Source organism: Mycolicibacterium sphagni, assembly GCF_002250655.1.
GTDB classification, from domain to species: domain Bacteria; phylum Actinomycetota; class Actinomycetes; order Mycobacteriales; family Mycobacteriaceae; genus Mycobacterium; species Mycobacterium sphagni.
The window spans coordinates 241,942-260,644 of the sequence record NZ_NOZR01000001.1; the positions used below are offsets into that span (position 1 = coordinate 241,942).

The following is an 18,703-nucleotide window of genomic DNA, read 5'->3' on the forward strand; positions in this document are numbered from 1 at the left end:
ACGTCAGAGTGCTCGGCGAAGCGCCGGCGCCAACTCCCCGCGCCGGCCGACTGTGACGTTGCCCAGCCCCAGCCACGACGCCATCGCCTGAAGTTCGGCGGCCAGGCGCGGGGCGACGACGGCCGGATCCTGGCCCTCTTCGACGAATGCGCCGACCACGTTGAGGGCATCCTTGGACCGCTCGGCTTTGAGGTCCACGCGGCCGACCAGCCGCCCGTCGAGCAGGAACGGCCACACGTAATAACCGAACTGGCGCTTGGCTTGCGGGGTGTAAATCTCGATGCGGTAATGGAATCCGAACAGCCGCTCGACCCGCGGGCGGAAGAAGATCAGCGGATCAAACGGGCACAGCAGCGCCGTCCCGCGATCCACCCGCGGTACCGTCAGTCCCGCGCGCAGATACGCCGGCGCCGACCAGCCGTCGACCTCGACTTCCTCCAGCTCACCCCCGGCGACCAACGCGGCGACCGCGGGCTTGCTCTGCTTGGGATTCAGCCGGAAGTAGTCACGCAGGTCGGGTTCGGTAGCCACTCCGAGCGCGCCGGCGGCGCGCAGCACCAGCTCCCGAACGGCCTCGATATCGTCGACGTCGCGCGCGAACACCTCCGGCGGCAGCACCCGTTCGCTGAGGTCATAGTGCCGCGCGAACCCGACGCGGGTGGCAGTGGTCAGCGCTCCCGACGACCACAGCGCCTCGGCCACCCACTTGGTATCGCTGCGATCCCACCACGGCCCCTTGCGCCCGCGCGGTTCGGATTCCAGGTGTGCCTCGATCTGGCCCGCGGTGCTCGGCCCGAGTTCGGCGACCGCGGCCAGGATGTTCTCGGCCAGCTGGGGGTTCTTCTTGACGATCTCGGTGCCCCAGCGACCGTGGGTGTATTCCCGCATCCGCCAACGCAATAACGGCCAATCCTCGACGGCCATCAAGGCCGCCTCATGTGCCCAGTACTCCACCAGCAGCCGCGGGGCGCGCGCGGTGTGGCTCCATGCCGCACCGTCGAGCACATCCCGGTCATACGGCCCGAGCCTGCTGAACACCGGGGCGTAGTGGGCGCGCACCGCCACCGACACGGAGTCGAGCTGCACGACTTGGATGCGGTTGATCAGCCGACGCAGGTGCGCGCGGGTGACAGAACCGCGCGGCTTGGGCTCGGCCAGGCCCTGCGCCGAAACGGCAACGCGGCGAGCCTGATCGGCAGACAGCCGGGTCATGCCCGCAGGTAACTGTGGAACCGGTAGCGCAGCCCGGAGCTGCTCGTCTGCCAGTCCCCCGATGTACCCACCCACGATTCGTCGAGAACCGGGGCCAGCGTGTCGTCGTCCTCGAGCCGCAGGTCGATCTCGACCTCGGTCACCTCGCAGCGCGTCGCCGCCGGAAGGGCGAGGTGGTAGATCTCTGCCCCGCCGATCACCCAGAACGTGTTGTTCCCCGGGTCGCTTCGATCCGGCCCGCCGAGTCCGGCATCCAGCTCGTCGAGCCCGCTCACCACCGTCGCTCCGTCAGCCACGTAGCCAGCTTGCCGGGTGAGTACGACATTTTCGCGACCGGGCAGCGGGCGCACCTGCACCGGCAGCGACTCCCACGTGCGCCGCCCCATCACGACGGTGTGTCCCATCGTCAGGTCCTTGAAGCGGGCCAGGTCCTCGGGTAGGCGCCACGGGATACCGCCGTCCCGGCCGATCACACCAGAGGTCGACTGCGCCCAGATCAGGCCCAGCCCCGTTTCCGTCATACCGCGACGGGCGCCTTGATCGCCGGGTGCGGATCGTAGTTGCGGACCTCGACGTCTTCGAAGGTGTAGTCGAAGATCGAATCACGATGAGCAAGAACAAGTTCCGGGTAAGGGCGCGGGTCGCGGGTCAGCTGTTGGGTGACCTGCTCGACGTGGTTGTCGTAGATGTGGCAGTCACCGCCCGTCCAGACGAACTCCCCCACGTCCAACCCGGCTTGGGCGGCCATCATGTGGGTCAGCAGCGCGTAGCTGGCGATGTTGAACGGCACGCCGAGAAACAGGTCGGCGCTGCGCTGGTAAAGCTGACAGGACAGCTTGCCGTCGGCGACATAGAACTGGAAGAACGCGTGGCACGGCGGCAGTGCCATCTGCGGGATCTCGCCGACGTTCCAGGACGACACGATGTTGCGACGAGAGTCGGGGTCAGCCTTCAGTAGTTCCAGCGACGCGCTGATCTGGTCGATGTGCTCACCCGACGGCGTCGGCCAGGACCGCCACTGCACACCGTAGATCGGACCGAGTTCGCCCGTCTCGCTTGCCCATTCGTCCCAGATGGTGACGCCGTGCTGCTGCAGCCAGGCCACGTTGGACTCGCCGCGCAGGAACCACAGCAGCTCGTAGACGATCGACTTCAGGTGCACCTTTTTGGTGGTGATCAGGGGGAAGCCGGCCGCCAGGTCATAGCGCAGCTGATGGCCGAACAGGCTTCGAGTGCCGGTACCGGTGCGATCAGATTTCGGTGTGCCCTGTTCGAGCACAAGTCGCAACAGATCCTCGTACGGCGTGGCGATCGGCACACCGCTCAGCTTACGTCCATGGCCGAAGAGTAGAACGGATGCCATGCCGACCATCAGCGACACCGTGACCACGCCCGATGGCACTTGCCCCGTCACCTTCACCACCCCCGAGGGCACCGGGCCGTGGCCCGCTGTCTTGATGTACCCGGACGCCGGCGGCCCGCGCCAGGTGTTCCGCGATATGGCCGCCCAGTTGGCCGGCTATGGCTACGCGGTCCTGGTGCCCGACATCTACTACCGCAGCGGCGACTGGGCGCCGTTCGACCTGAACACCGCGTTCACCAACCCCGATGAGCGCCAGCGGCTGATGACGATGATGGGTGGCATCACCCCGGACAAGATGACGTCGGACGCCACGGCGTTCTTCGACTACCTGGAATCGCGGCCCGAGGTCAGCGGGACGACGTTCGGCACCACCGGCTACTGCATGGGCGGACGCACGTCGCTGATCGTCGCGGGCCGCCTACCCGAGCGTGTTGCGGCGGCGATGTCGTTCCACGGCGGCGGCCTGGCCGCCGATGATCCTGGCAGCCCGCACCTGCTGGCCGACCAGATCCAGGCCGCCGTCTATGTCGGCGGCGCCGAGAACGACGCGTCCTTCACCCCCGATGCCGCTGAAACACTCGACAAGGCGCTGACCGCGGCCGGCGTCGAGCACACCATCGAGTGGTATCCCGCACTGCACGGATTCGCGGTGGCCGACCACAGCGCCGCCTACGACAAGGCCGCCGCGCAGCGGCACTGGGACGCGATGAAGGACTACTTCGGGGCGCACCTACCCCGTTGAGGTGGGCTGCTCGTCGTGCCGATGGCGAATGCTGCTCAGCGCGCGAATGACACCGCGCGAGGCGTACAGCGCAACCACCCCGGACAACACGATCAGGAACACAAACGTCACCAGCCAGTTGCTACGGCTGTGCGGCACGTTCCACCAGACGATGGTGAACAACACGGCGCAGACGAACACCACGATGTCGCGCCAATTGCCCTTGTAGGAAGTGGCGATCTCGCGCAGTTCGCGGGTCTTCTCGGTGGCGGCGATGAGGTCGGCGATGCGCTCCTCGATGCTCCTGCGCAGTGCGGCGCGCAGCTCGACGTTTTCGTCCGGGATCTTGTCGAGCAACTCGAGGTCGGACTTGATCGCGCCCCGGACGTCGGGGCCCCTCAGACTGCCCGCGGCAACACCCAGCAGTGCGCCGCCGGCGATCGGGGCGGCCCCCAATGCGATATCAGCTATCCCCATAGCGCCTCACGTCCTTCCGCAGCGGCTGTTGTATCCACCGACCGTAGGGCCCGAGCGACATGCAGGTCCAGAAGGGCGGCAGGCCGTGTCGACCGGCGAGCGTCCAATGAGCGCTTGCGCAGCAATCTGGGCGGAGCAGCGGAGGTCTGCCGGCCGCGTCAGGCAATACTCAACGGGGACTGGATATCTCCCAACGCCAACCCTGCTGATTCACTCCCCCATCAGCGTGGCCGCGACGGTCGCACCGAGATTCCAGCACGCCTCGACATCAGCCTTGGTCGGCTTGCCCGACACCACAACGTATTCCGCCGCCTTGACCCACCCCAGCCCGGCGGTGATGCCGTCCAGGGCACGCTCGGCTCCCTCGGTGCCCTCGTTGCCGTGCAGCCACACCCCAAACGGCCTCCCCCGCGTCGAGTCGAGTAGCTGGTAGTAGCTCTGGTCGAACGCGTGCTTGAGGGCCCCGCTGATGTAGCCGAGGTTGGCCGGCGTACCCAATAGGTACCCGTCGGCCTCCAGCATCTCGACCGGCGAGACCGTGAGTGCAGGGCTACGCACCACCTCGACACCCTCGATCTCGGGGTCGGTCGCGCCGGAAAGCACCGCCTCGAACATCTCCTGACAGTGCGGCGACGGCGTGTGATGCACGATCAGCAGGCGCGGCTTCATCTGAAGAGTGCACCATAATTCCCACAGATCGAGCGGGGATGGTTGCTCGCGTGCTAAACCAATGCCTATCGACGCTTACGTAAGCGAGGTGGGGGGTGAGCAATGAGTGCATTGAGTTCCGTTAAACTGCCAGGCAATTCGCCGTATATCGGCCGGGTTGGCGCATTGGCGGTGGCGCTCGGTGTCGGCGCTGCGGTCGCATGGATGCCAGCCATCGCATTTGCTGACTCTTCCGACCCAGGCGGATTATCGGGGTCATCCCCTTCATCGTCATCGGTCGGCGGTTCGCCAAAATCGCCCCAGGTGGGTCAGTTCCGACTCGCGCCCGCGCGCAAGTCGACGCACCCGGAGACGACCAAGAAGACGCCGTCTGCTTCGGCACGACGGGACGTAGGCGGTCCGCAACGGTCGACGGCAGCAGCAGGGCAACCGACAACCGGCGCCGATGCGAGTCAACCGCAGAGTTCCCAGGTGGCCAGCGTGGCCGTCCCCTCGTCATCGGCGCCCGCCCCGGCGACCACGGGGGTAACGACCGCGGCGACGACGACACCGACGCTGGCCACCGCTGAGCGCACGGTGAGCGCGCAGGCCTCGGTGCCGACGCCGGCCGGCATGTTCGCCGCGATTCTGCATCTCTTCGGCATCCCCAACCGGCCGATCGCAGTCCCGACGCTGACGTCCATCCTGGAGTTGTTCCGCCGTAACCTCGAACAGACGCGCTCCAGCACGTCGGCTGCCAACCCAACAACGCAGGTGAGCGCCACGACCACCACAATCAACGTCAAGGACTACGGAGCGGTCGGCGACGGCGTTACCGACGACTCGGCGGCGATCAAGGCCGCCGAAGCCGCGTTGACCTCAGGCGAGACTCTCTACTTCCCCCCGGGCAACTACCGGTTCGCCCAGCAGAATCCGAGCGGCAACGCGGCGATTTTCCTCGACGGCCTCTCGAACGTCACGGTGGAGTTCGCCCCGGGCGCCCAACTGCTGATGGACAACCTCGATGCGAACGGACTCGGTACCAGCTATGGCATCCGCGTCGAGGGGGCGGCATCCAACATCACGATCCTCAATCCGACCATCGATTGGACCACCCGCCCGTCGGCCCGCAGCTTCGGCGACGGGATCTCAGTGCTGGGCTACCCGTCCGATTCCGCTCCTCCCGCGGGGTGGACGGGATCCACCGGGGAAGTGTCGAACATCTCGATCATCAATGCGCGCGTGGTGAATTCACCGCAAGCCGGAGTGGTCGTGATGGGTGCTTCCGATGTGACGGTCACCAATCTCACGGTGATCGGCTCGCTTGCCGATGGTTTGCATTTCAACGCCGACCGCCGCGTCACCGTCAACGGGCTCTACGCAGAGAACACCGGCGACGACGGCCTGGCCTTCGTCACGTACTACGACCCGACTCAGCCGTGGACCTACGGTCCCACCGACGGCCCCTTCAACGAACCCGGGCTCGGCGAGTGGAACAACGGCGGTTCGACGGCCACGAACATCACCGTGGTCGGAGGCCAAGCCGACGGCGTCCGGGTCCAGGGCGGCTACGACATCAGCATCAGCCACGTCACGGTCAGCGGCAAAGACTTTGGCATCCAAGTCAATTCGTCCATCTCCACCGGCGCCGGCGACTGGACGAGCCTGGCGTCGCGGAATGTCACGATCTCCGACGTCACGATCGACGGAACCGGCACCGGCATCGTGCTCGGCACGCACAACATCGACGGCACCGAAGATCCGATGTGGTGGGATTTCTCCGGCGTCGTGATCAATGGTGTCACGATCACCAACTCCAACAACTGGTCGGTTGCGGTGGAGACACCGGCCACCGAGACCAGCAAGTTCGCCGGCGTCACCTTGAGCAACATCTACGCGGTGTCGAACGGCGATCCGACCGGTGGCGGCGACGGAGGCATGCTGTTGGCGTCCCTGCAGAACTCGGTGATCGACAACGTGAAGCTGGTCTCCGACCACGCCGCGAGTATCTATCTGTTTGGCGCAAGCCAGATTCGGAGCGAATTGTCGGTCGATGAACTGCCGTCGTCGAACTTGACCGTGGACAATCTGGAACTCGACGGGCCCGGGCTGATCCTGATCCAGGACATCGCTGGGGTGAAGTTCGGCACGGTCACGTCGTCGGATGCCGACGGTGCCGGCGTCGAGCTCTACCGGGTCAAGGACGCCTCGTTCGACAATATCGTCGTGAACCTGCCAGGGCGCGGCGACGGTGCGGGCTACGGCGTGCGGCTGCTGCAGGTCGACGGTATCGACATCGCTGCGGTCAAGGTGACGATGGACGACCATGTCGGATCATCCTTCTTGGCGCTCGAACTCAGCGGGGGAAATCCCACGCAGTACATCGCCGGCAGCGATGTCCACGTCGACAAAGTCACCTTCGTCAGCGACCTGGGCGACATGGGCTCCCCCATCGGGATCCAGGGCGGACCTTACGGGCCGGTGGACTGGTACATCGACGCCTCGTGGTTGTACGAGGGTGAAACCGATCCGCAACAGCAATCGGCCTCGTACGGAGATATCAGTCCCCTCTGAACTCCGCTTGCATGGCAACGGCTTTGCGCATCGCTTCGCGGGCACGGCTGCGATCGCCCGCATAGTCGTAGGCCCGGGCCAGCCGATACCAGCGCAGCCAGTTGTCCGGGTCGGCTTCCAGTTCGGCCCGCACCCTGTCGAACAGGGCGTCGGCAGCGTCGCGCTCGATACGGCCCGCCGGCGTCCTCGGCAAGCCACTCACGTCGAGTTCCATCCCGTCTTCGACCGCGAGCCGGGCCAGCCGCTGGTGGGCGAATCCGGCGCGCAGGGTGGCGACCATCGCCCACGCCCCGACGACCGGCAGGATCAGCACGCCGACACCGAGCGCGATGGCGACCGGCGTTCCGGTGCCGATGAGCGTGATCCCGGTCCGGCCGAGGAGCACGAAGTACACCACCAGGGCCGTACACATGAGGCCGATCAGCAGCTGGATACGCAGCGCGGCATTCACAGGTCGAGCAGCGGTTCGATCCCGATGGTGAGCCCAGGCCGGCTCGCGACCTGGCGGACGGCGAGCAGGACGCCGGGCACGAACGATGTGCGGTCCAGGCTGTCGTGCCGGATGGTCAGCGTCTCGCCGAGGGTGCCGAACAGCACCTCTTGGTGTGCGACCAAACCGGTCAGCCGAATGGAGTGGACAGGAATGCCGTCGACGTCAGCGCCGCGAGCGCCCTCCAGCCCGGTGCTGGTGGCATCGGGGTTGGGCGGCAAGCCTTTTCGAGCTTCGGCGATCAGCTTGGCAGTGCGTGTAGCGGTGCCCGACGGGGCGTCGGCCTTGTGCGGATGATGCAGCTCGATGACTTCCACTGATTCGAAGTACGGTGCGGCCTTCTGCGCGAAGTGCATCGACAGCACGGCTCCGATCGCGAAGTTGGGTGCGATCAGCACCGCGGAGCCGGGTCTGGCGGCAAGCCAAGCGCGGACCGTATCCAGGCGCTCGTCGGTGAAGCCGGTGGTGCCGACAACAGCGTGGATTCCGTTGTCGATGAGGAACTTCAGGTTGTCCATCACGACGTCGGGGTGGGTGAAGTCGATGACCACTTCGGTGCCGCTGCTAGTCAGCAACGACAGTGCGTCACCGGCATCGACTTCCGCACTCAACGTCAGGTCGTCGGCCGCACGCACGGCGTCGCACATCGTTGTTCCGACTTTGCCTCTGGCTCCCAGGACCGCAACTCGCATGGGTGCAGCTTAGCGAGACAACGTTGATCAAAACCTGGGCGACGGGGCAACCCCGCGGGCCATCGAACACGCGGTGGTTCAGTCCGTTCGATTGGTTGTCACGCCGACACGGCCGAAAGGTTCGACGGCACCATCCGGTCGGGAGCGCTGAGTTTTGTCGGCACGTTCACATAGTATTCGAATATGTGTTCGATCGATGGGTTGTTGGAGGAGCTCGACGATGTTGTCGAGCGTCTCGGTGCCGTCGATCTCGAGGTGTTGTCGCCGCCGCGGCGGTTTGTGGTGTTGGAGCGGTTGGAGACTGCGCGGCGGCGTCAGGTGGCGCTCTCGCATGCGGTGCTGGCCCGGTTGGAGCGGTTTGCGGGTTGCCCGCCGGTGGGGATTGCCGTGGCCGATGTGTTGCGGATCAGCCCGCGGGAAGCGCGCCGCCGGATGCGCGATGCTGAGCAGCTCGCACCACGCACCACGTTGACCGGGCAACCCCTGCCGCCGCTGTTACCCGAGACGTCGGCAGCGTGGCAGGCCGGGTCGTTGGATGGCGAGCACCTGCGGGTGATTCAGACGTTCTTCCGGGAGTTGCCCGATCATGTGTCGCCGGTCGAGGTGGACAAAGCCGAACGGTCGTTGGCCGGGCATGCGATCACCCTGCGGCCGGACCAGTTGGAGAAAGTCGCCCACCGGTTGGCACTGCATCTGAACCCCGACGGGACATTCTCCGACGCCGACCGGGCCCGCAAGCGCGGGTTCGTGTGGTGCGGGGGCCAACAAGTCGACGGCATGAGTGTGGGTCGGCTGATCGCCGACCCCGAACTGCGCTCGGAGTTGGACGCCTGGTTCGCGAAATTCGCCGCCCCGGGTGTGTGCAACCCCGATGACGAGAGCCCGAGCATCGCGCCTAGTGAGGAAGTCGCACAACGAGATCTGCGCAGTTACGGTCAGCGCCAGCACGACGCCCTCACAGCGTTAGTGCGCGGGCAACTCGGTGATCCGACATTCGGTCAGCACAACGGCTTACCGGTCACGGTCATCGTGTCGGCCACCCTGCAGGACCTCCACGCCAAGACCGGCTATGCGGTCACCGCCGGCGGCACCTTGATCCCGATCCCCGACGTGATCCGGATGGCCGCCCATGCCTACCACTACCTCGCCCTGTTCGACGGGGTGAACGGGCGGGCGTTGTGGCTGGGCCGCACCAAACGCATCGCATCAGCCGATCAGCGAATCATCCTGCACGCCAAGGATCGTGGGTGTACTCGACCAGGCTGCGACGCACCGGGCTATCACAGCGGCGTGCACCACGCCGCCCAAGACTGGAAAAACGGCGGTAACACCGACATCGACGACCTCGGCCTGGCCTGCGACCCCGACAACCAACTCGTCGAAACCGGCGGCTGGGCCACCCGAAAACTCGCAGACGGCCACACCGAATGGATCCCACCACCCGCGCTCCCCATGCTGCGCGGCGGCACCAACGACTACCACCACCCCGAACGCCTGCTCGGGCCAGACGACGATCCATAAATCGGGCGGGAATGAACGGGAATGAACGGGAATGAATAGGTACGGCTGTGCACTTGTAGCCAAGCATGACGTTCACCCTCACCGACGACGCAGCCCTGCTCCGGCCGATCACGATCGGGGCGAACACCGCCCGGAATCGGCTGTTCATGGCGCCGTTGACACGTTCGCGGGCGGAGGCCGACGGCACACCCAGTGACCTGCAGGTCGAGTACTACGCGCAACGTGCGACGGCCGGGCTGATCATCAGCGAAGCCACCGCCATCTCCCAGGTCGGCAACGGTGCCTACGTCAACACCCCGGGCATCTACACCGACCGGCATCAGGAGAAGTGGGCAGACGTCGCCGCTGCCGTTCACGCCCAAGACGGGCTCATGTTCATGCAGATATGGCACGTCGGCAGGATGGCTCACCCAGACATCAACGGCGCTGAGTCGGTGGCGCCCTCGCCGATCGCGGCCGACATGGTGGCGCGCACGCCGTCCGGCAAGAAGCCACTCCCGGTGCCCCGGGCGCTCGACACCCACGAAATCGCCGGCGTGGTCGCCCAGTTCCGGGCAGCGGCCCGCCGCGCCGTCAACGCGGGACTCGATGGGGTCGAAATCCATTCCGCCAACGGCTATCTCCTGCATCAGTTCCTGGCCGATGCCACTAACACCCGTTCCGATCGCTACGGCGGATCCGCGCAGAACCGTGCACGACTGGCCGCCGAGGTCGTCGAAGCGGTCGCCGATGAGATCGGACCGGGCCGCGTCGGATTGCGCATCTCACCCGGAAACGGTGCCGGCGATGTCAACGAGGTGGACACCGTGTCGGCCTACGAAGCTCTGCTGCAACGGATCTCGCCGCTGGGTCTCGCCTACCTACACGTTCTGATCAACCCGGACGCCGCCGAGTTCGGCGTTGTTCGGGCCCTGTGGCCCGGGCCGTTCGTTCTCAACACCGGTCGTGACGTCGACACCAGCTTCTGCGAGCTGGAGAACCTCGCCGACTGGGGCGCCATCAGCGCCGCGGCGGTGGGCCGGGCGTACCTGGCCAACCCCGACCTCATCGAGCGACTGCGTACCGGCGCCGAACTCACCGAGCCCGACGTGGCGACGTTTTACTCGCCGGGCCCCGCCGGCTACGTCGACTACCCGACGCTGGCGCCAACCGTCTGACGCGACTTCTCGTGCAGCCGTTGCCGTTCCACGGTAGCGAGGTAGAAGGCCCAGGCGAATGCGAAGCTGGTGAACAGGCTGGCCACGAAGTACAGCCACGGCCGGCGGATGCCGCGCCGGTAGCCGTCGATGATGGTGAACATCGGCAGCAGGATGACGTTGCCGATCGTGTAATCCTGGCTGGCTGATGCCGCGGCCGGGTTGGCGTACCCCAGCGTGATGAACTGCCACCAGCTGCCGGCGCCGGTGAAGACATTGCCGGAGCCGTCGGCGTAGTGGTGGACGAACTGGATGTTGAAGTACCAGCCGAACACGACCGATGCGATACCGATGACGTAGTAGAGGATCTCGAGCAAGCTCACCGCGGGGCCGCCCGCGGGCCTGCGGAAGATCGGCGAGTTGGATCCGATGATCCACGCGATGACGAGGACGGCCAGGACGGCATGAACGAGGAGCGTCATGGCTTCGTAACTGTAGTGAAGAAAGCCGCACGTTTTGTCAATTTTGACAATTCCTTTTGCGGTACGTTACCTGCGTGGTTCGGCCTGCTCAGACAGCGCGCAGCGAGCGCACCCGCGACGCGCTGAGGCGTGCCGCCTTGGTGCGCTTCCTCGCGCAGGGCGTGGAGGACACCTCCGCCGAGCAGATCGCCGATGACGCCGGCGTCTCGCTGCGCACCTTCTACCGGCACTTCACGTCCAAACACGACCTGCTGTTCGCCGACTACGACGTCGGCCTCGAGTGGTTCCGCGCCGCGCTGCACGCTCGCTCACCGGGGGAGTCGATCATCGAGTCGGTGCAGTCGGCCATCGACGCGTCGCCGTATGACCCGGAAGCGGTCGCCCAGATCGCCGCGCTGCGGGCCAGGGAACTCGACCCCGGCCGCATCGTGCGCCACACCCGGCAGGTGGAAGCGGAGTTCGCCGACGCGATCGCCGACCAGCTGTCGCAGAGCGCTCAGCCGACCACCCCCGACGAGCGGCTGCGCGTCATCGTGACGGCGCGGTGTATCGCCGCGGCCGTTTTCGGCGCGATGGAGCTGTGGATGGTCGGCGAGGACAGGTCGCTGGCGGAGCTGGCCCGGCTGTGCCGCACCGCGCTGGAGTCGCTGCGTGACGGGATCGTCGAAGGCTAGGAATCGGTGCGTGGCATGCTGACCACATGCATGCATTTCGCGCTGCCGTCGAAGCCGGTGATTTCGATGCCCTGCCCGCCCTGTGCGCAAAAGACGTGGTCTTCCGCAGTCCGATCGCCCACAAGCCGTATCAGGGTCGTGAGCAGATAGGCGTCATTCTGCGGGCGGTCTCGCGGGTTTTCGCCGACCTGACCTATGTGCGCGAGATCGGCCACGAAGGAGATGCCGACCACGCGCTGGTGTTCACCGCCAAAGTCGGCGACCTCGACATCAACGGCTGCGACTTCCTGCATGTCGGCGACGACGGACTCATCGACGAGTTCACGGTGATGCTGCGCCCGCTCAAGGCCGTCACCGCATTCGCTGAGCGGATGAGCGTCGAATTTGAAAAGGAAATGACCGCGGCCGGATTGGCGTAGAAGTCTCGGCGTGTGCTTCCGCGCATCGGCCGTCGGGCGGCGCACTATCTAAGGTATGGCGAGGATCGGTGACGGCTCCCTGATCGTCCGCGGGGAACAGCGCCCTGACGGCACTTGGCTTTTCACCATCCGTTACACCGTGCACTTCGAGCCCGCTGAGGTTGGGACCCGCTTCGCCGACTCGGTTCAGATATCTCCCGACGACACCGCGACCCCGGTTCCGTTCCTCGCATGCGGCCGTTCGGTGCTGCGGAAGAAGCGCGTCATCGTCGACGACGGCACGGTGACCGACGACGCCTGCGCGACGGTATGCGTGCGCCGCCGCGGCGCCCCCGACGCGCTGACTCAGTCGGCGCGGTTGCGCAGGATTTCCATCCAGTCGGTCGGCACCCGCCCCCGCGGGCCCGGCGTGGTCTCCTCCGACGGGCGGCACTCGGGCGGCGCCAGGTCCGGCCCGTCGTAGTACTGGTCGGTCTGGTAGTCCCAGAACCAGTCCTCACCCGGCTCGAACGACCGGATGATCGGATGCCCGCTCTCCCGCCAGTGGGCGGCGGCGTGCCGCATCAGCGAATCGTCGCAGCAGCCGATGTGCCCACAGGCCGCACAGCGCCGTAGATGCACCCACCAGCCGCCGGCGGCTTCACATTCGACACATCCGGTTCCGCTCGGTGGTACCGACGGATCAACCGCTTCACCCATGTCTGTGAGCTTACTGATGGCCGGAACTCCCGCGCGGCAAGATTTCGGCTCGGGACGATTTAATCCGTCTGAGTGAAATCAAAAGCGTTGGGGCAACCAGCCGATACCTGGAATTGACGACAGTTTCTGCGCAACCCCTTGCGTTGACAGCTAATCTCCGCCCTCTTAGCGTCCGCCTCAGGCTTGACGACGAGAGGACTGCATGTGGGATCCGCAGAGGGGTGCTTGCGCGAGGCGGCGATGACGCCGCCCTCGCCCCGCCGCTCGTCACCCCTCCCGCATCCGTGAGCGTCGCGTGGTCCAAGCCGGTTTTCTCGGTGGGGGACTTCGTCGTACTCGTCGGTGAGACGCTCGCCGCGATGTTCCGCAGGCCGTTCGCCTGGCGGGAACTGCTCGACCAGATCTGGTTCGTGGCGCGGGTGTCGATCGTGCCGACGCTGGTGCTGTCGATTCCCTACACGGTGCTCATCGTTTTCACGCTCAACATCGTGCTGCTGGAGGTGGGCGCGGGGGACCTGTCCGGTGCCGGGGCTGCGCTCGCGTCGGTGACGCAGGTCGGTCCGGTGGTGACCGCGATCGTCGTCGCCGGGGCCGGCTCTACCGCCATGTGCGCCGACCTCGGTGCCCGCACCATCCGCGAGGAGATCGACGCCATGAAGGTCATCGGCGTCAACCCGACCCAGGCTCTCGTGGTGCCCAGGGTGATCGCAGCGACTTTCGTTGCGCTGATGCTGTATTCGGTGGTGGCCGTCGTGGGGCTGGCCGGAAGCTACTTCTTCGTGGTCTACGTCCAGCACGTCACCCCGGGGGCATTCGTCGCGGGGATGACGCTGCTCACCGGGCTGCCACAGGTGGTCGTCTCGCTGGCGAAGGCCTTTTTGTTCGGGCTGTCCGCCGGCTTGATCGCCTGCTACAAGGGGCTGTCCGTGGGTGGCGGCCCGACCGCGGTGGGCAACGCCGTGAACGAGACCGTGGTGTTCGCGTTCATGGCGCTCTTCCTGATCAACATCCTGGCGACGGCGTTCGGCGTGAAGGTGGCGCCATGACACAAGCGAGAAGCGACGCGGGATCGCCCGTATCCCAGGTGTACCAGCGCGCTGTCGACACCACCCGCAAGCTGGGCGAGCAGACCGCGTTCTACGGCAACGCCCTGGCCGCCACCGGCGACGCCATTCGGCGCTATCCGGCCGAGGTGCTGCGCCTGATCGCCGTGATGGGCATGGGTACCGGGGCGCTGGCGGTCATCGGCGGCACCGTGGTCATCGTCGGCTTCCTCACGTTGTCCACCGGCGCCCTGATTGCCGTGCAGGGCTACAACACCCTGTCCAATGTCGGGATCGAAGCCCTCACCGGGTTTCTCGGGGCTTTCCTCAACGTCAGGTTCATCGCCCCGGCGACCGCGGGTGTGGCACTGGCCGCGACCATCGGAGCCGGCGCCACCGCACAACTGGGTGCCATGCGCATCAACGAGGAGATCGACGCACTGGAAGTGATGGGCATCCGTGCCGTCACCTATCTGGCGTCGACGCGGATCGTGGCCGGCATCATCGCGGTCGTCCCGATCTACACCGTCGCCGTGCTGATGTCGTTCCTCGCCACCCGGTTCGGCACGACGATCATCTACGGCCAGTCCCGCGGCGTCTACGACCACTACTTCTCGACGTTTCTGCACCCGACCGATCTGCTGTGGTCGTTCGTCGAGGCGCTGGCCATGGCCGCCGCGGTGATGTCGGTCCACACCTACTACGGCTACACCGCCACCGGCGGCCCGGCCGGTGTCGGGGAGGCGGTCGGTCGCGCGGTGCGCACGTCCATCACCGCCGGTGTCTTCATCCTGTTGACCATCTCACTGTCCGTCTACGGGCAGTCCGGCAACTTCCACCTGTCGGGGTGAGCAGTGGCCACTACACCTCGGCGGGGCAGGATCGATCCAATTTGGTGGGCCCCGGTGCTCATCCTGTTGATCGCGGCGCTCACTGCGCTGACGGCATTGCTGTTCACCGGCGCACTGCGCACAACAGTTCCCCTGACCCTGATCTCCGACCGCGCCGGCCTGGTCATGGAGGACGGCGCCAAGGTCAAGTTGCGCGGCGTCCAGATCGGCCAGGTTTCTTCGATCGGTACGCAACGCGGTGCTGACGGCATCAATCTGTCGACCCTCAATCTGAAGATCGATCCCGGTCCATTCCAATACCTGCCGAGCAACGTCGAAGCGGAGATCAAGTCGAGCACCGCTTTCGGCGCCAAATACGTCGACCTCATCATCCCGTCGGACGGCACCGGGTCCCTGAAACCCGGCGCCGTCGTCCGCTCACGAAATGTGACCGTCGAGGTGAACACCGTCTTCGAGAACCTGCAGTCGGTGGTGCGCCAGGTCGACCCGGCGAAACTGAACGCGGTGTTGTCGGCGGTTTCCGAATCTGTACGTGGCAAGGGTGAACGGATCGGCCAGGCCATCACCGATGCCAACACCGTGTTGCTCGCCGTGAACCCGAGAATGCCGACCGTGCAAAAAGACTGGCAGCTATTCGGGAAGGCCACCCAGGCGTATTCTGATGCGGCGCAGGACATCCTGTCGATTTTGGACAATTTCACCACCACCAGCGCGACGCTCACCACCAACGCCGGTGCGCTGGACAACCTGCTGCTGTCCGCGGTCGGCTTCTCCCAGTCGGGAATCAACACCATTGGAACCAACGAACCCAACCTGGTGCGTGCGATGAATCTCCTCGACCCCACCACGGCCCTTTTGATGAAGTACTCGCCGACCTACACCTGCCTCTTTCAGGGTGCCCAGTGGTTCCTCGACCACGGAGGTCGAGATGCCATGGGCGGCAACGGAAAATCGGTTATCATGGACGCGGCGCTGCTGGCCGGCGACGACCCCTATCGCTTCCCGGACAATCTGCCTGTCGTCAACGCCAAGGGCGGCCCGGGCGGCAAGCCGAGCTGCGGCTCGCTGCCCGACGCCAGCAAGAACTTCCCGGTCAAGTATCTGGTCACCGACACCGGCTTCGGCACGGGCCTGGATATCCGGCCCAACCCCGGCATCGGTTTCCCCGGCATCGCGAACTACTTCCCGGCCACCAAAGGTGTGCCCGAAGATCCCAAGGTCCGCTACCCGGGCGGCCCGGCACCCGGTCCCTGGCCGACCTACCCCGGTCAACCCGCCTACGGCGCACCTGAATTCGCGCCGGACGGCACACCGCTGAACCCGCCGCCGCCCGGAGGGCAGCCATGAGATCAAAGACGGTTCGCTCGGTAACCCGCGTGGTGCTCTTCAGCGCGATGTGCCTGCTCTTCATGTTCGTCCTCGTCACGGTGTTCGGGCAGTTCCGCTTCGACTCCCGGACCGGGTACAGCGCGGTGTTCACCAACGTGTCGGGGCTCAAGGGCGGCAACTTCGTCCGCATCGCCGGCGTGGAGGTTGGCAAGGTCAGTGACATGACCTTGCACAAGGACGGCACGGTCACCGTGGACTTCGCCATCGACAAGGGCCTGCAGCTCACCGAGGGCACCCGGGCAGTGGTGCGCTACGAGAACCTGATCGGCGACCGGTACCTGTCCCTGGAGGAGGGGCCGGGATCGGTACGCAAACTCCAACCGGGGCAGACTATTCCGCTCGCCCGCACCTCGCCGGCCCTTGACGTCGACGCACTCATCGGCGGATTCCGGCCGCTATTCCGTGCACTGGACCCCGACCAGGTCAACGCGCTGTCCGGCCAACTGCTGCGGGTGTTCCAGGGTCAAGGCGGCACCATCTCCTCAGTGCTCGCCCAGACATCGGCGCTGACCACCACACTGGCCGGCCGCGACCAGCTGATCGGACAGGTCATCACCAACCTCAACACCGTGCTGGGCACCTTCGCCGCCCGCGACGACCAGTTCGCGACCGGACTGGACAAGCTCTCCCAGCTCGTCCAGGGACTCGCCGACCGCCGCACCGACATCGGCAACGGGGTGGCCTACATCAACGCCGCCGCGGGGTCGGTCGCCGACCTGCTGACCGCCGCACGCCAGCCGATCAAGGACACCGTGGTGCAGACCGACCGTTTCGCCGGCCAGGTGATGGCTGACCACGACTACGTCGACAATCTGGTCAAGACGCTGCCCGATGCGTATCAGGTGCTGTCGCGCAACGGCCTATACGGCGACTACTTCGGCTTCTACCTCTGCGACGCCATCCTCAAGCTCAACGGCAAGGGCGGGCAGCCCGTGTTCGTCAAGCTCGCCGGCCAAGACACCGGACGGTGCACACCCAAATGAGCCGAATCACCCTCAAGCGCCCGAAGTTCAAGCCGCTGGCCGAACGAAACCGGCTGACCGTGGGCATCGTCGGGGTCCTCGTTGTGGTCGCCCTGGTGGTCGCCGTCTTCTCCTACGACAAGATCCCGTTCATCAAGGGGACGTCGGACTATTCCGCCTATTTCGCCGATGCGGGCGGCATCAAGACCGGTAGCGACGTGCGGGTGTCCGGACTCGGCGTGGGCCGGGTCTCCGATATCAAGCTGCAGGGCACCAAGGTGCTGGTGGACTTCACCGTGCGCGACGGTGTCGATCTGGGCGACCGCACCGAGGCTGCGATCAAGACAGAAACCGTGCTCGGCACCAAATACCTGGAGCTGACCCCGCGCGGCGATGGGTCGCTGGCCGGTCCGATTCCGTTGGAACGCAACAAGTCTCCCTACGATCTCACCGATGCCCTGGGGGACCTCACCACCACAATCAGCGGCCTCGACGCCACGCAGTTGTCTTCGGCGCTCACCACACTGGCCGACACGTTCAAGGACACCCCGCCCGACCTGAAACTCGCGCTGGAGGGTGTGGCACGCTTCTCCGATACCTTGAACGTCCGCGACGCCAAGCTGCGCGACCTGCTGGCCAACGCCAACAAGGTCACCGCGGTGCTGGCCAAACGTAGTGATCAGATTGCCCAGTTGGTGGCCAACGCCAATGCGCTGCTGGTCGAATTGCTCTCCCAGCGCCAGTCGCTCGACGCGTTGATGGGCAACCTGACCGCGGTGTCCGCACAAATCTCCGGTCTGGTCAACGACAACCGCACCCAGCTCAAGCCCGCCGTCGACAAGCTCAACGGTGTGCTGGGGATCCTGGACAACCGTAAGAAGGAGCTGCAGCGCACGCTATATCTGTTGCGGCGCTATGCGATGTCGTTCGGTGAGGTGCTCGGATCGGGACCGTTCTTCAAGGCCTCACTGGTCAATCTCGTGCCTGGCCAGTTCTCCCAGCCGTTCATCGACGCCGCATTCTCCGACCTGGGGCTGGACCCCGCTACTCTGCTGCCGTCCCAACTCGTCGAACCTGGTGTCGGCCAGCCCGCAACCCCGCCACTGCCGGTGCCGTTCCCGCGGACCGGCCAGGGCGGCGAGCCGAATCTCACACTGCCCGATGCGATCACCGGAAACCAGGACCCCAACTTGCCCGCGCAGTTCCCGGGCCGCTATCCGTATCGGGAACCGCTGCCCGCGCCGCCGCCCGGCGGGCCGCCGCCGGGACCGCCGGCGCTTGGGCCCGCGCCGGGTGAACTGCCGCCGCCGACTGTCCCGCCGGTACCCCCGACCGATGGAGGGAACTGAC

The 18,703-nt window shown here is 66.0% G+C and carries 22 protein-coding genes; 12 read left to right on the plus strand and 10 right to left on the minus strand.

The genetic code is table 11. The annotated features are described in order from the left end of the window. Window positions 1-3 precede the first annotated feature (3 nt). The 3 genes from CG716_RS01205 to CG716_RS01215 are packed head-to-tail and all read right to left on the minus strand — an operon-like array spanning window position 4 to window position 2,530. A complete protein-coding gene (locus CG716_RS01205) occupies window positions 4-1,212 on the minus strand; it encodes a winged helix-turn-helix domain-containing protein (RefSeq protein ID WP_094475595.1) in 1,209 nt (402 codons plus the stop codon). Continuing rightward, window positions 1,209-1,733, minus strand: coding sequence for a dihydrofolate reductase (locus tag CG716_RS01210; protein WP_094475597.1), 525 nt, complete (start codon window positions 1,731-1,733; stop codon window positions 1,209-1,211). Before CG716_RS01210 ends, CG716_RS01205 begins: the two co-directional genes overlap by 4 nt. Then, window positions 1,730-2,530 carry a thymidylate synthase gene (locus CG716_RS01215; RefSeq protein ID WP_094475599.1) on the minus strand — a complete coding sequence of 267 codons (801 nt, stop codon included), beginning with the start codon at window positions 2,528-2,530 and terminating at the stop codon, window positions 1,730-1,732. Before CG716_RS01215 ends, CG716_RS01210 begins: the two co-directional genes overlap by 4 nt. A gap of 43 nt (window positions 2,531-2,573) precedes the next feature. On the opposite strand from CG716_RS01215, the gene CG716_RS01220 reads away from it, so the two are divergent. Next, window positions 2,574-3,317, plus strand: coding sequence for a dienelactone hydrolase family protein (locus CG716_RS01220; protein ID WP_094475601.1), 744 nt, complete (start codon window positions 2,574-2,576; stop codon window positions 3,315-3,317). On the opposite strand, the gene CG716_RS01225 is transcribed toward CG716_RS01220, so the two are convergent. The 3 genes from CG716_RS01225 to CG716_RS30610 form a co-directional block, all read right to left on the minus strand. Beyond that, window positions 3,306-3,773, minus strand: a complete 468-nt coding sequence (locus CG716_RS01225; RefSeq protein ID WP_094475603.1) for a hypothetical protein — start codon at window positions 3,771-3,773, stop codon at window positions 3,306-3,308. The genes CG716_RS01220 and CG716_RS01225 overlap by 12 nt on opposite strands. Window positions 3,774-3,983: 210 nt before the next feature. Then, entirely contained in the window at window positions 3,984-4,442 is a 459-nt protein-coding gene (locus CG716_RS01230) for a flavodoxin family protein (protein ID WP_094475605.1), read from the minus strand. A 452-nt stretch (window positions 4,443-4,894) separates the two neighbouring features. After that, window positions 4,895-5,056, minus strand: a complete 162-nt coding sequence (locus CG716_RS30610) for a hypothetical protein (RefSeq protein ID WP_234817655.1) — start codon at window positions 5,054-5,056, stop codon at window positions 4,895-4,897. Here CG716_RS30610 and CG716_RS01235 point away from each other — a divergent pair. Next, window positions 5,037-6,995 (plus strand): glycosyl hydrolase family 28-related protein, encoded by a 1,959-nt coding sequence (locus CG716_RS01235; protein WP_234817656.1) that lies wholly within the window; start codon window positions 5,037-5,039, stop codon window positions 6,993-6,995. The two genes, CG716_RS30610 and CG716_RS01235, sit on opposite strands and share 20 nt — an antisense overlap. On the opposite strand, the gene CG716_RS01240 is transcribed toward CG716_RS01235, so the two are convergent. Both CG716_RS01240 and dapB read right to left on the minus strand, forming a co-directional pair. Further along, window positions 6,982-7,407 (minus strand): tetratricopeptide repeat protein, encoded by a 426-nt coding sequence (locus CG716_RS01240; RefSeq protein ID WP_094475951.1) that lies wholly within the window; start codon window positions 7,405-7,407, stop codon window positions 6,982-6,984. The two genes, CG716_RS01235 and CG716_RS01240, sit on opposite strands and share 14 nt — an antisense overlap. A gap of 35 nt (window positions 7,408-7,442) precedes the next feature. Continuing rightward, the gene (gene dapB / locus CG716_RS01245) at window positions 7,443-8,177 is read right to left on the minus strand and encodes a 4-hydroxy-tetrahydrodipicolinate reductase (protein ID WP_094475607.1); all 735 of its coding nucleotides are present in this window, start codon (window positions 8,175-8,177) and stop codon (window positions 7,443-7,445) included. Between the two features lie 183 nt (window positions 8,178-8,360). On the opposite strand from dapB, the gene CG716_RS01250 reads away from it, so the two are divergent. Together CG716_RS01250 and CG716_RS01255 are read left to right on the plus strand one after the other, a co-directional pair. Beyond that, entirely contained in the window at window positions 8,361-9,698 is a 1,338-nt protein-coding gene (locus CG716_RS01250) for an HNH endonuclease signature motif containing protein (protein WP_094475609.1), read from the plus strand. Window positions 9,699-9,763: 65 nt separating this feature from the next. Further along, on the plus strand, window positions 9,764-10,855 hold the full coding sequence (locus CG716_RS01255; RefSeq protein ID WP_094475611.1) for an alkene reductase: 1,092 nt from the start codon (window positions 9,764-9,766) through the stop codon (window positions 10,853-10,855). Here CG716_RS01255 and CG716_RS01260 read toward each other — a convergent pair. Continuing rightward, window positions 10,828-11,316: a DUF2834 domain-containing protein gene (locus CG716_RS01260; RefSeq protein WP_094475613.1), complete on the minus strand. Its 489-nt coding sequence runs from the start codon at window positions 11,314-11,316 to the stop codon at window positions 10,828-10,830. The genes CG716_RS01255 and CG716_RS01260 overlap by 28 nt on opposite strands. Window positions 11,317-11,390: 74 nt before the next feature. Between CG716_RS01260 and CG716_RS01265 the strand changes: the two genes are divergently transcribed. The 3 genes from CG716_RS01265 to CG716_RS30030 are packed head-to-tail and all read left to right on the plus strand — an operon-like array spanning window position 11,391 to window position 12,872. Beyond that, window positions 11,391-11,990: a TetR/AcrR family transcriptional regulator gene (locus CG716_RS01265; protein ID WP_094475615.1), complete on the plus strand. Its 600-nt coding sequence runs from the start codon at window positions 11,391-11,393 to the stop codon at window positions 11,988-11,990. Between the two features lie 26 nt (window positions 11,991-12,016). Beyond that, window positions 12,017-12,409 (plus strand): nuclear transport factor 2 family protein, encoded by a 393-nt coding sequence (locus CG716_RS01270; RefSeq protein WP_094475617.1) that lies wholly within the window; start codon window positions 12,017-12,019, stop codon window positions 12,407-12,409. Between the two features lie 55 nt (window positions 12,410-12,464). Next, complete coding sequence (locus tag CG716_RS30030) at window positions 12,465-12,872, plus strand: hypothetical protein (protein WP_165773982.1); 408 nt, start codon at window positions 12,465-12,467, stop codon at window positions 12,870-12,872. On the opposite strand, the gene CG716_RS01275 is transcribed toward CG716_RS30030, so the two are convergent. Beyond that, window positions 12,755-13,108: a UBP-type zinc finger domain-containing protein gene (locus CG716_RS01275; RefSeq protein ID WP_094475619.1), complete on the minus strand. Its 354-nt coding sequence runs from the start codon at window positions 13,106-13,108 to the stop codon at window positions 12,755-12,757. The genes CG716_RS30030 and CG716_RS01275 overlap by 118 nt on opposite strands. A gap of 359 nt (window positions 13,109-13,467) precedes the next feature. Here CG716_RS01275 and CG716_RS01280 point away from each other — a divergent pair, with 359 nt between their 5' ends. The 5 genes from CG716_RS01280 to CG716_RS01300 are packed head-to-tail and all read left to right on the plus strand — an operon-like array spanning window position 13,468 to window position 18,702. Next, complete coding sequence (locus CG716_RS01280; RefSeq protein WP_234817675.1) at window positions 13,468-14,154, plus strand: MlaE family ABC transporter permease; 687 nt, start codon at window positions 13,468-13,470, stop codon at window positions 14,152-14,154. Next, window positions 14,151-15,002, plus strand: coding sequence for an ABC transporter permease (locus CG716_RS01285; RefSeq protein ID WP_094475621.1), 852 nt, complete (start codon window positions 14,151-14,153; stop codon window positions 15,000-15,002). Before CG716_RS01280 ends, CG716_RS01285 begins: the two co-directional genes overlap by 4 nt. Window positions 15,003-15,056: 54 nt before the next feature. Then, window positions 15,057-16,349 carry an MCE family protein gene (locus CG716_RS01290; protein WP_234817657.1) on the plus strand — a complete coding sequence of 431 codons (1,293 nt, stop codon included), beginning with the start codon at window positions 15,057-15,059 and terminating at the stop codon, window positions 16,347-16,349. Then, complete coding sequence (locus CG716_RS01295) at window positions 16,346-17,374, plus strand: MCE family protein (protein WP_094475625.1); 1,029 nt, start codon at window positions 16,346-16,348, stop codon at window positions 17,372-17,374. The genes CG716_RS01290 and CG716_RS01295 overlap by 4 nt, the downstream gene beginning before the upstream one ends. Further along, window positions 17,371-18,702 (plus strand): MCE family protein, encoded by a 1,332-nt coding sequence (locus CG716_RS01300; RefSeq protein ID WP_094475627.1) that lies wholly within the window; start codon window positions 17,371-17,373, stop codon window positions 18,700-18,702. Before CG716_RS01295 ends, CG716_RS01300 begins: the two co-directional genes overlap by 4 nt. The last annotated feature ends 1 nt before the right edge of the window (window position 18,703 follow it).

What these genes read in the sequence shown, in the direction of transcription:
- CG716_RS01270 (WP_094475617.1), top strand. Translation starts at nt 12,017, where the DNA reads ATGCATGCATTTCGCGCTGCCGTCGAAGCCGGTGATTTCGATGCCCTG.
- CG716_RS01285 (WP_094475621.1), top strand. Translation starts at nt 14,151, where the DNA reads ATGACACAAGCGAGAAGCGACGCGGGATCGCCCGTATCCCAGGTGTAC.
- CG716_RS01210 (WP_094475597.1), bottom strand. Translation starts at nt 1,733, where the DNA reads ATGACGGAAACGGGGCTGGGCCTGATCTGGGCGCAGTCGACCTCTGGT.
- CG716_RS30030 (WP_165773982.1), top strand. Translation starts at nt 12,465, where the DNA reads ATGGCGAGGATCGGTGACGGCTCCCTGATCGTCCGCGGGGAACAGCGC.
- CG716_RS01275 (WP_094475619.1), bottom strand. Translation starts at nt 13,108, where the DNA reads ATGGGTGAAGCGGTTGATCCGTCGGTACCACCGAGCGGAACCGGATGT.
- CG716_RS01255 (WP_094475611.1), top strand. Translation starts at nt 9,764, where the DNA reads ATGACGTTCACCCTCACCGACGACGCAGCCCTGCTCCGGCCGATCACG.
- CG716_RS01205 (WP_094475595.1), bottom strand. Translation starts at nt 1,212, where the DNA reads ATGACCCGGCTGTCTGCCGATCAGGCTCGCCGCGTTGCCGTTTCGGCG.
- CG716_RS01280 (WP_234817675.1), top strand. Translation starts at nt 13,468, where the DNA reads ATGTTCCGCAGGCCGTTCGCCTGGCGGGAACTGCTCGACCAGATCTGG.
- CG716_RS30610 (WP_234817655.1), bottom strand. Translation starts at nt 5,056, where the DNA reads ATGCCGGCCGGCGTCGGCACCGAGGCCTGCGCGCTCACCGTGCGCTCA.
- CG716_RS01225 (WP_094475603.1), bottom strand. Translation starts at nt 3,773, where the DNA reads ATGGGGATAGCTGATATCGCATTGGGGGCCGCCCCGATCGCCGGCGGC.
- CG716_RS01220 (WP_094475601.1), top strand. Translation starts at nt 2,574, where the DNA reads ATGCCGACCATCAGCGACACCGTGACCACGCCCGATGGCACTTGCCCC.
- CG716_RS01250 (WP_094475609.1), top strand. Translation starts at nt 8,361, where the DNA reads ATGTGTTCGATCGATGGGTTGTTGGAGGAGCTCGACGATGTTGTCGAG.
- CG716_RS01240 (WP_094475951.1), bottom strand. Translation starts at nt 7,407, where the DNA reads ATGTGTACGGCCCTGGTGGTGTACTTCGTGCTCCTCGGCCGGACCGGG.
- dapB (WP_094475607.1), bottom strand. Translation starts at nt 8,177, where the DNA reads ATGCGAGTTGCGGTCCTGGGAGCCAGAGGCAAAGTCGGAACAACGATG.
- CG716_RS01230 (WP_094475605.1), bottom strand. Translation starts at nt 4,442, where the DNA reads ATGAAGCCGCGCCTGCTGATCGTGCATCACACGCCGTCGCCGCACTGT.
- CG716_RS01260 (WP_094475613.1), bottom strand. Translation starts at nt 11,316, where the DNA reads ATGACGCTCCTCGTTCATGCCGTCCTGGCCGTCCTCGTCATCGCGTGG.
- CG716_RS01300 (WP_094475627.1), top strand. Translation starts at nt 17,371, where the DNA reads ATGAGCCGAATCACCCTCAAGCGCCCGAAGTTCAAGCCGCTGGCCGAA.
- CG716_RS01295 (WP_094475625.1), top strand. Translation starts at nt 16,346, where the DNA reads ATGAGATCAAAGACGGTTCGCTCGGTAACCCGCGTGGTGCTCTTCAGC.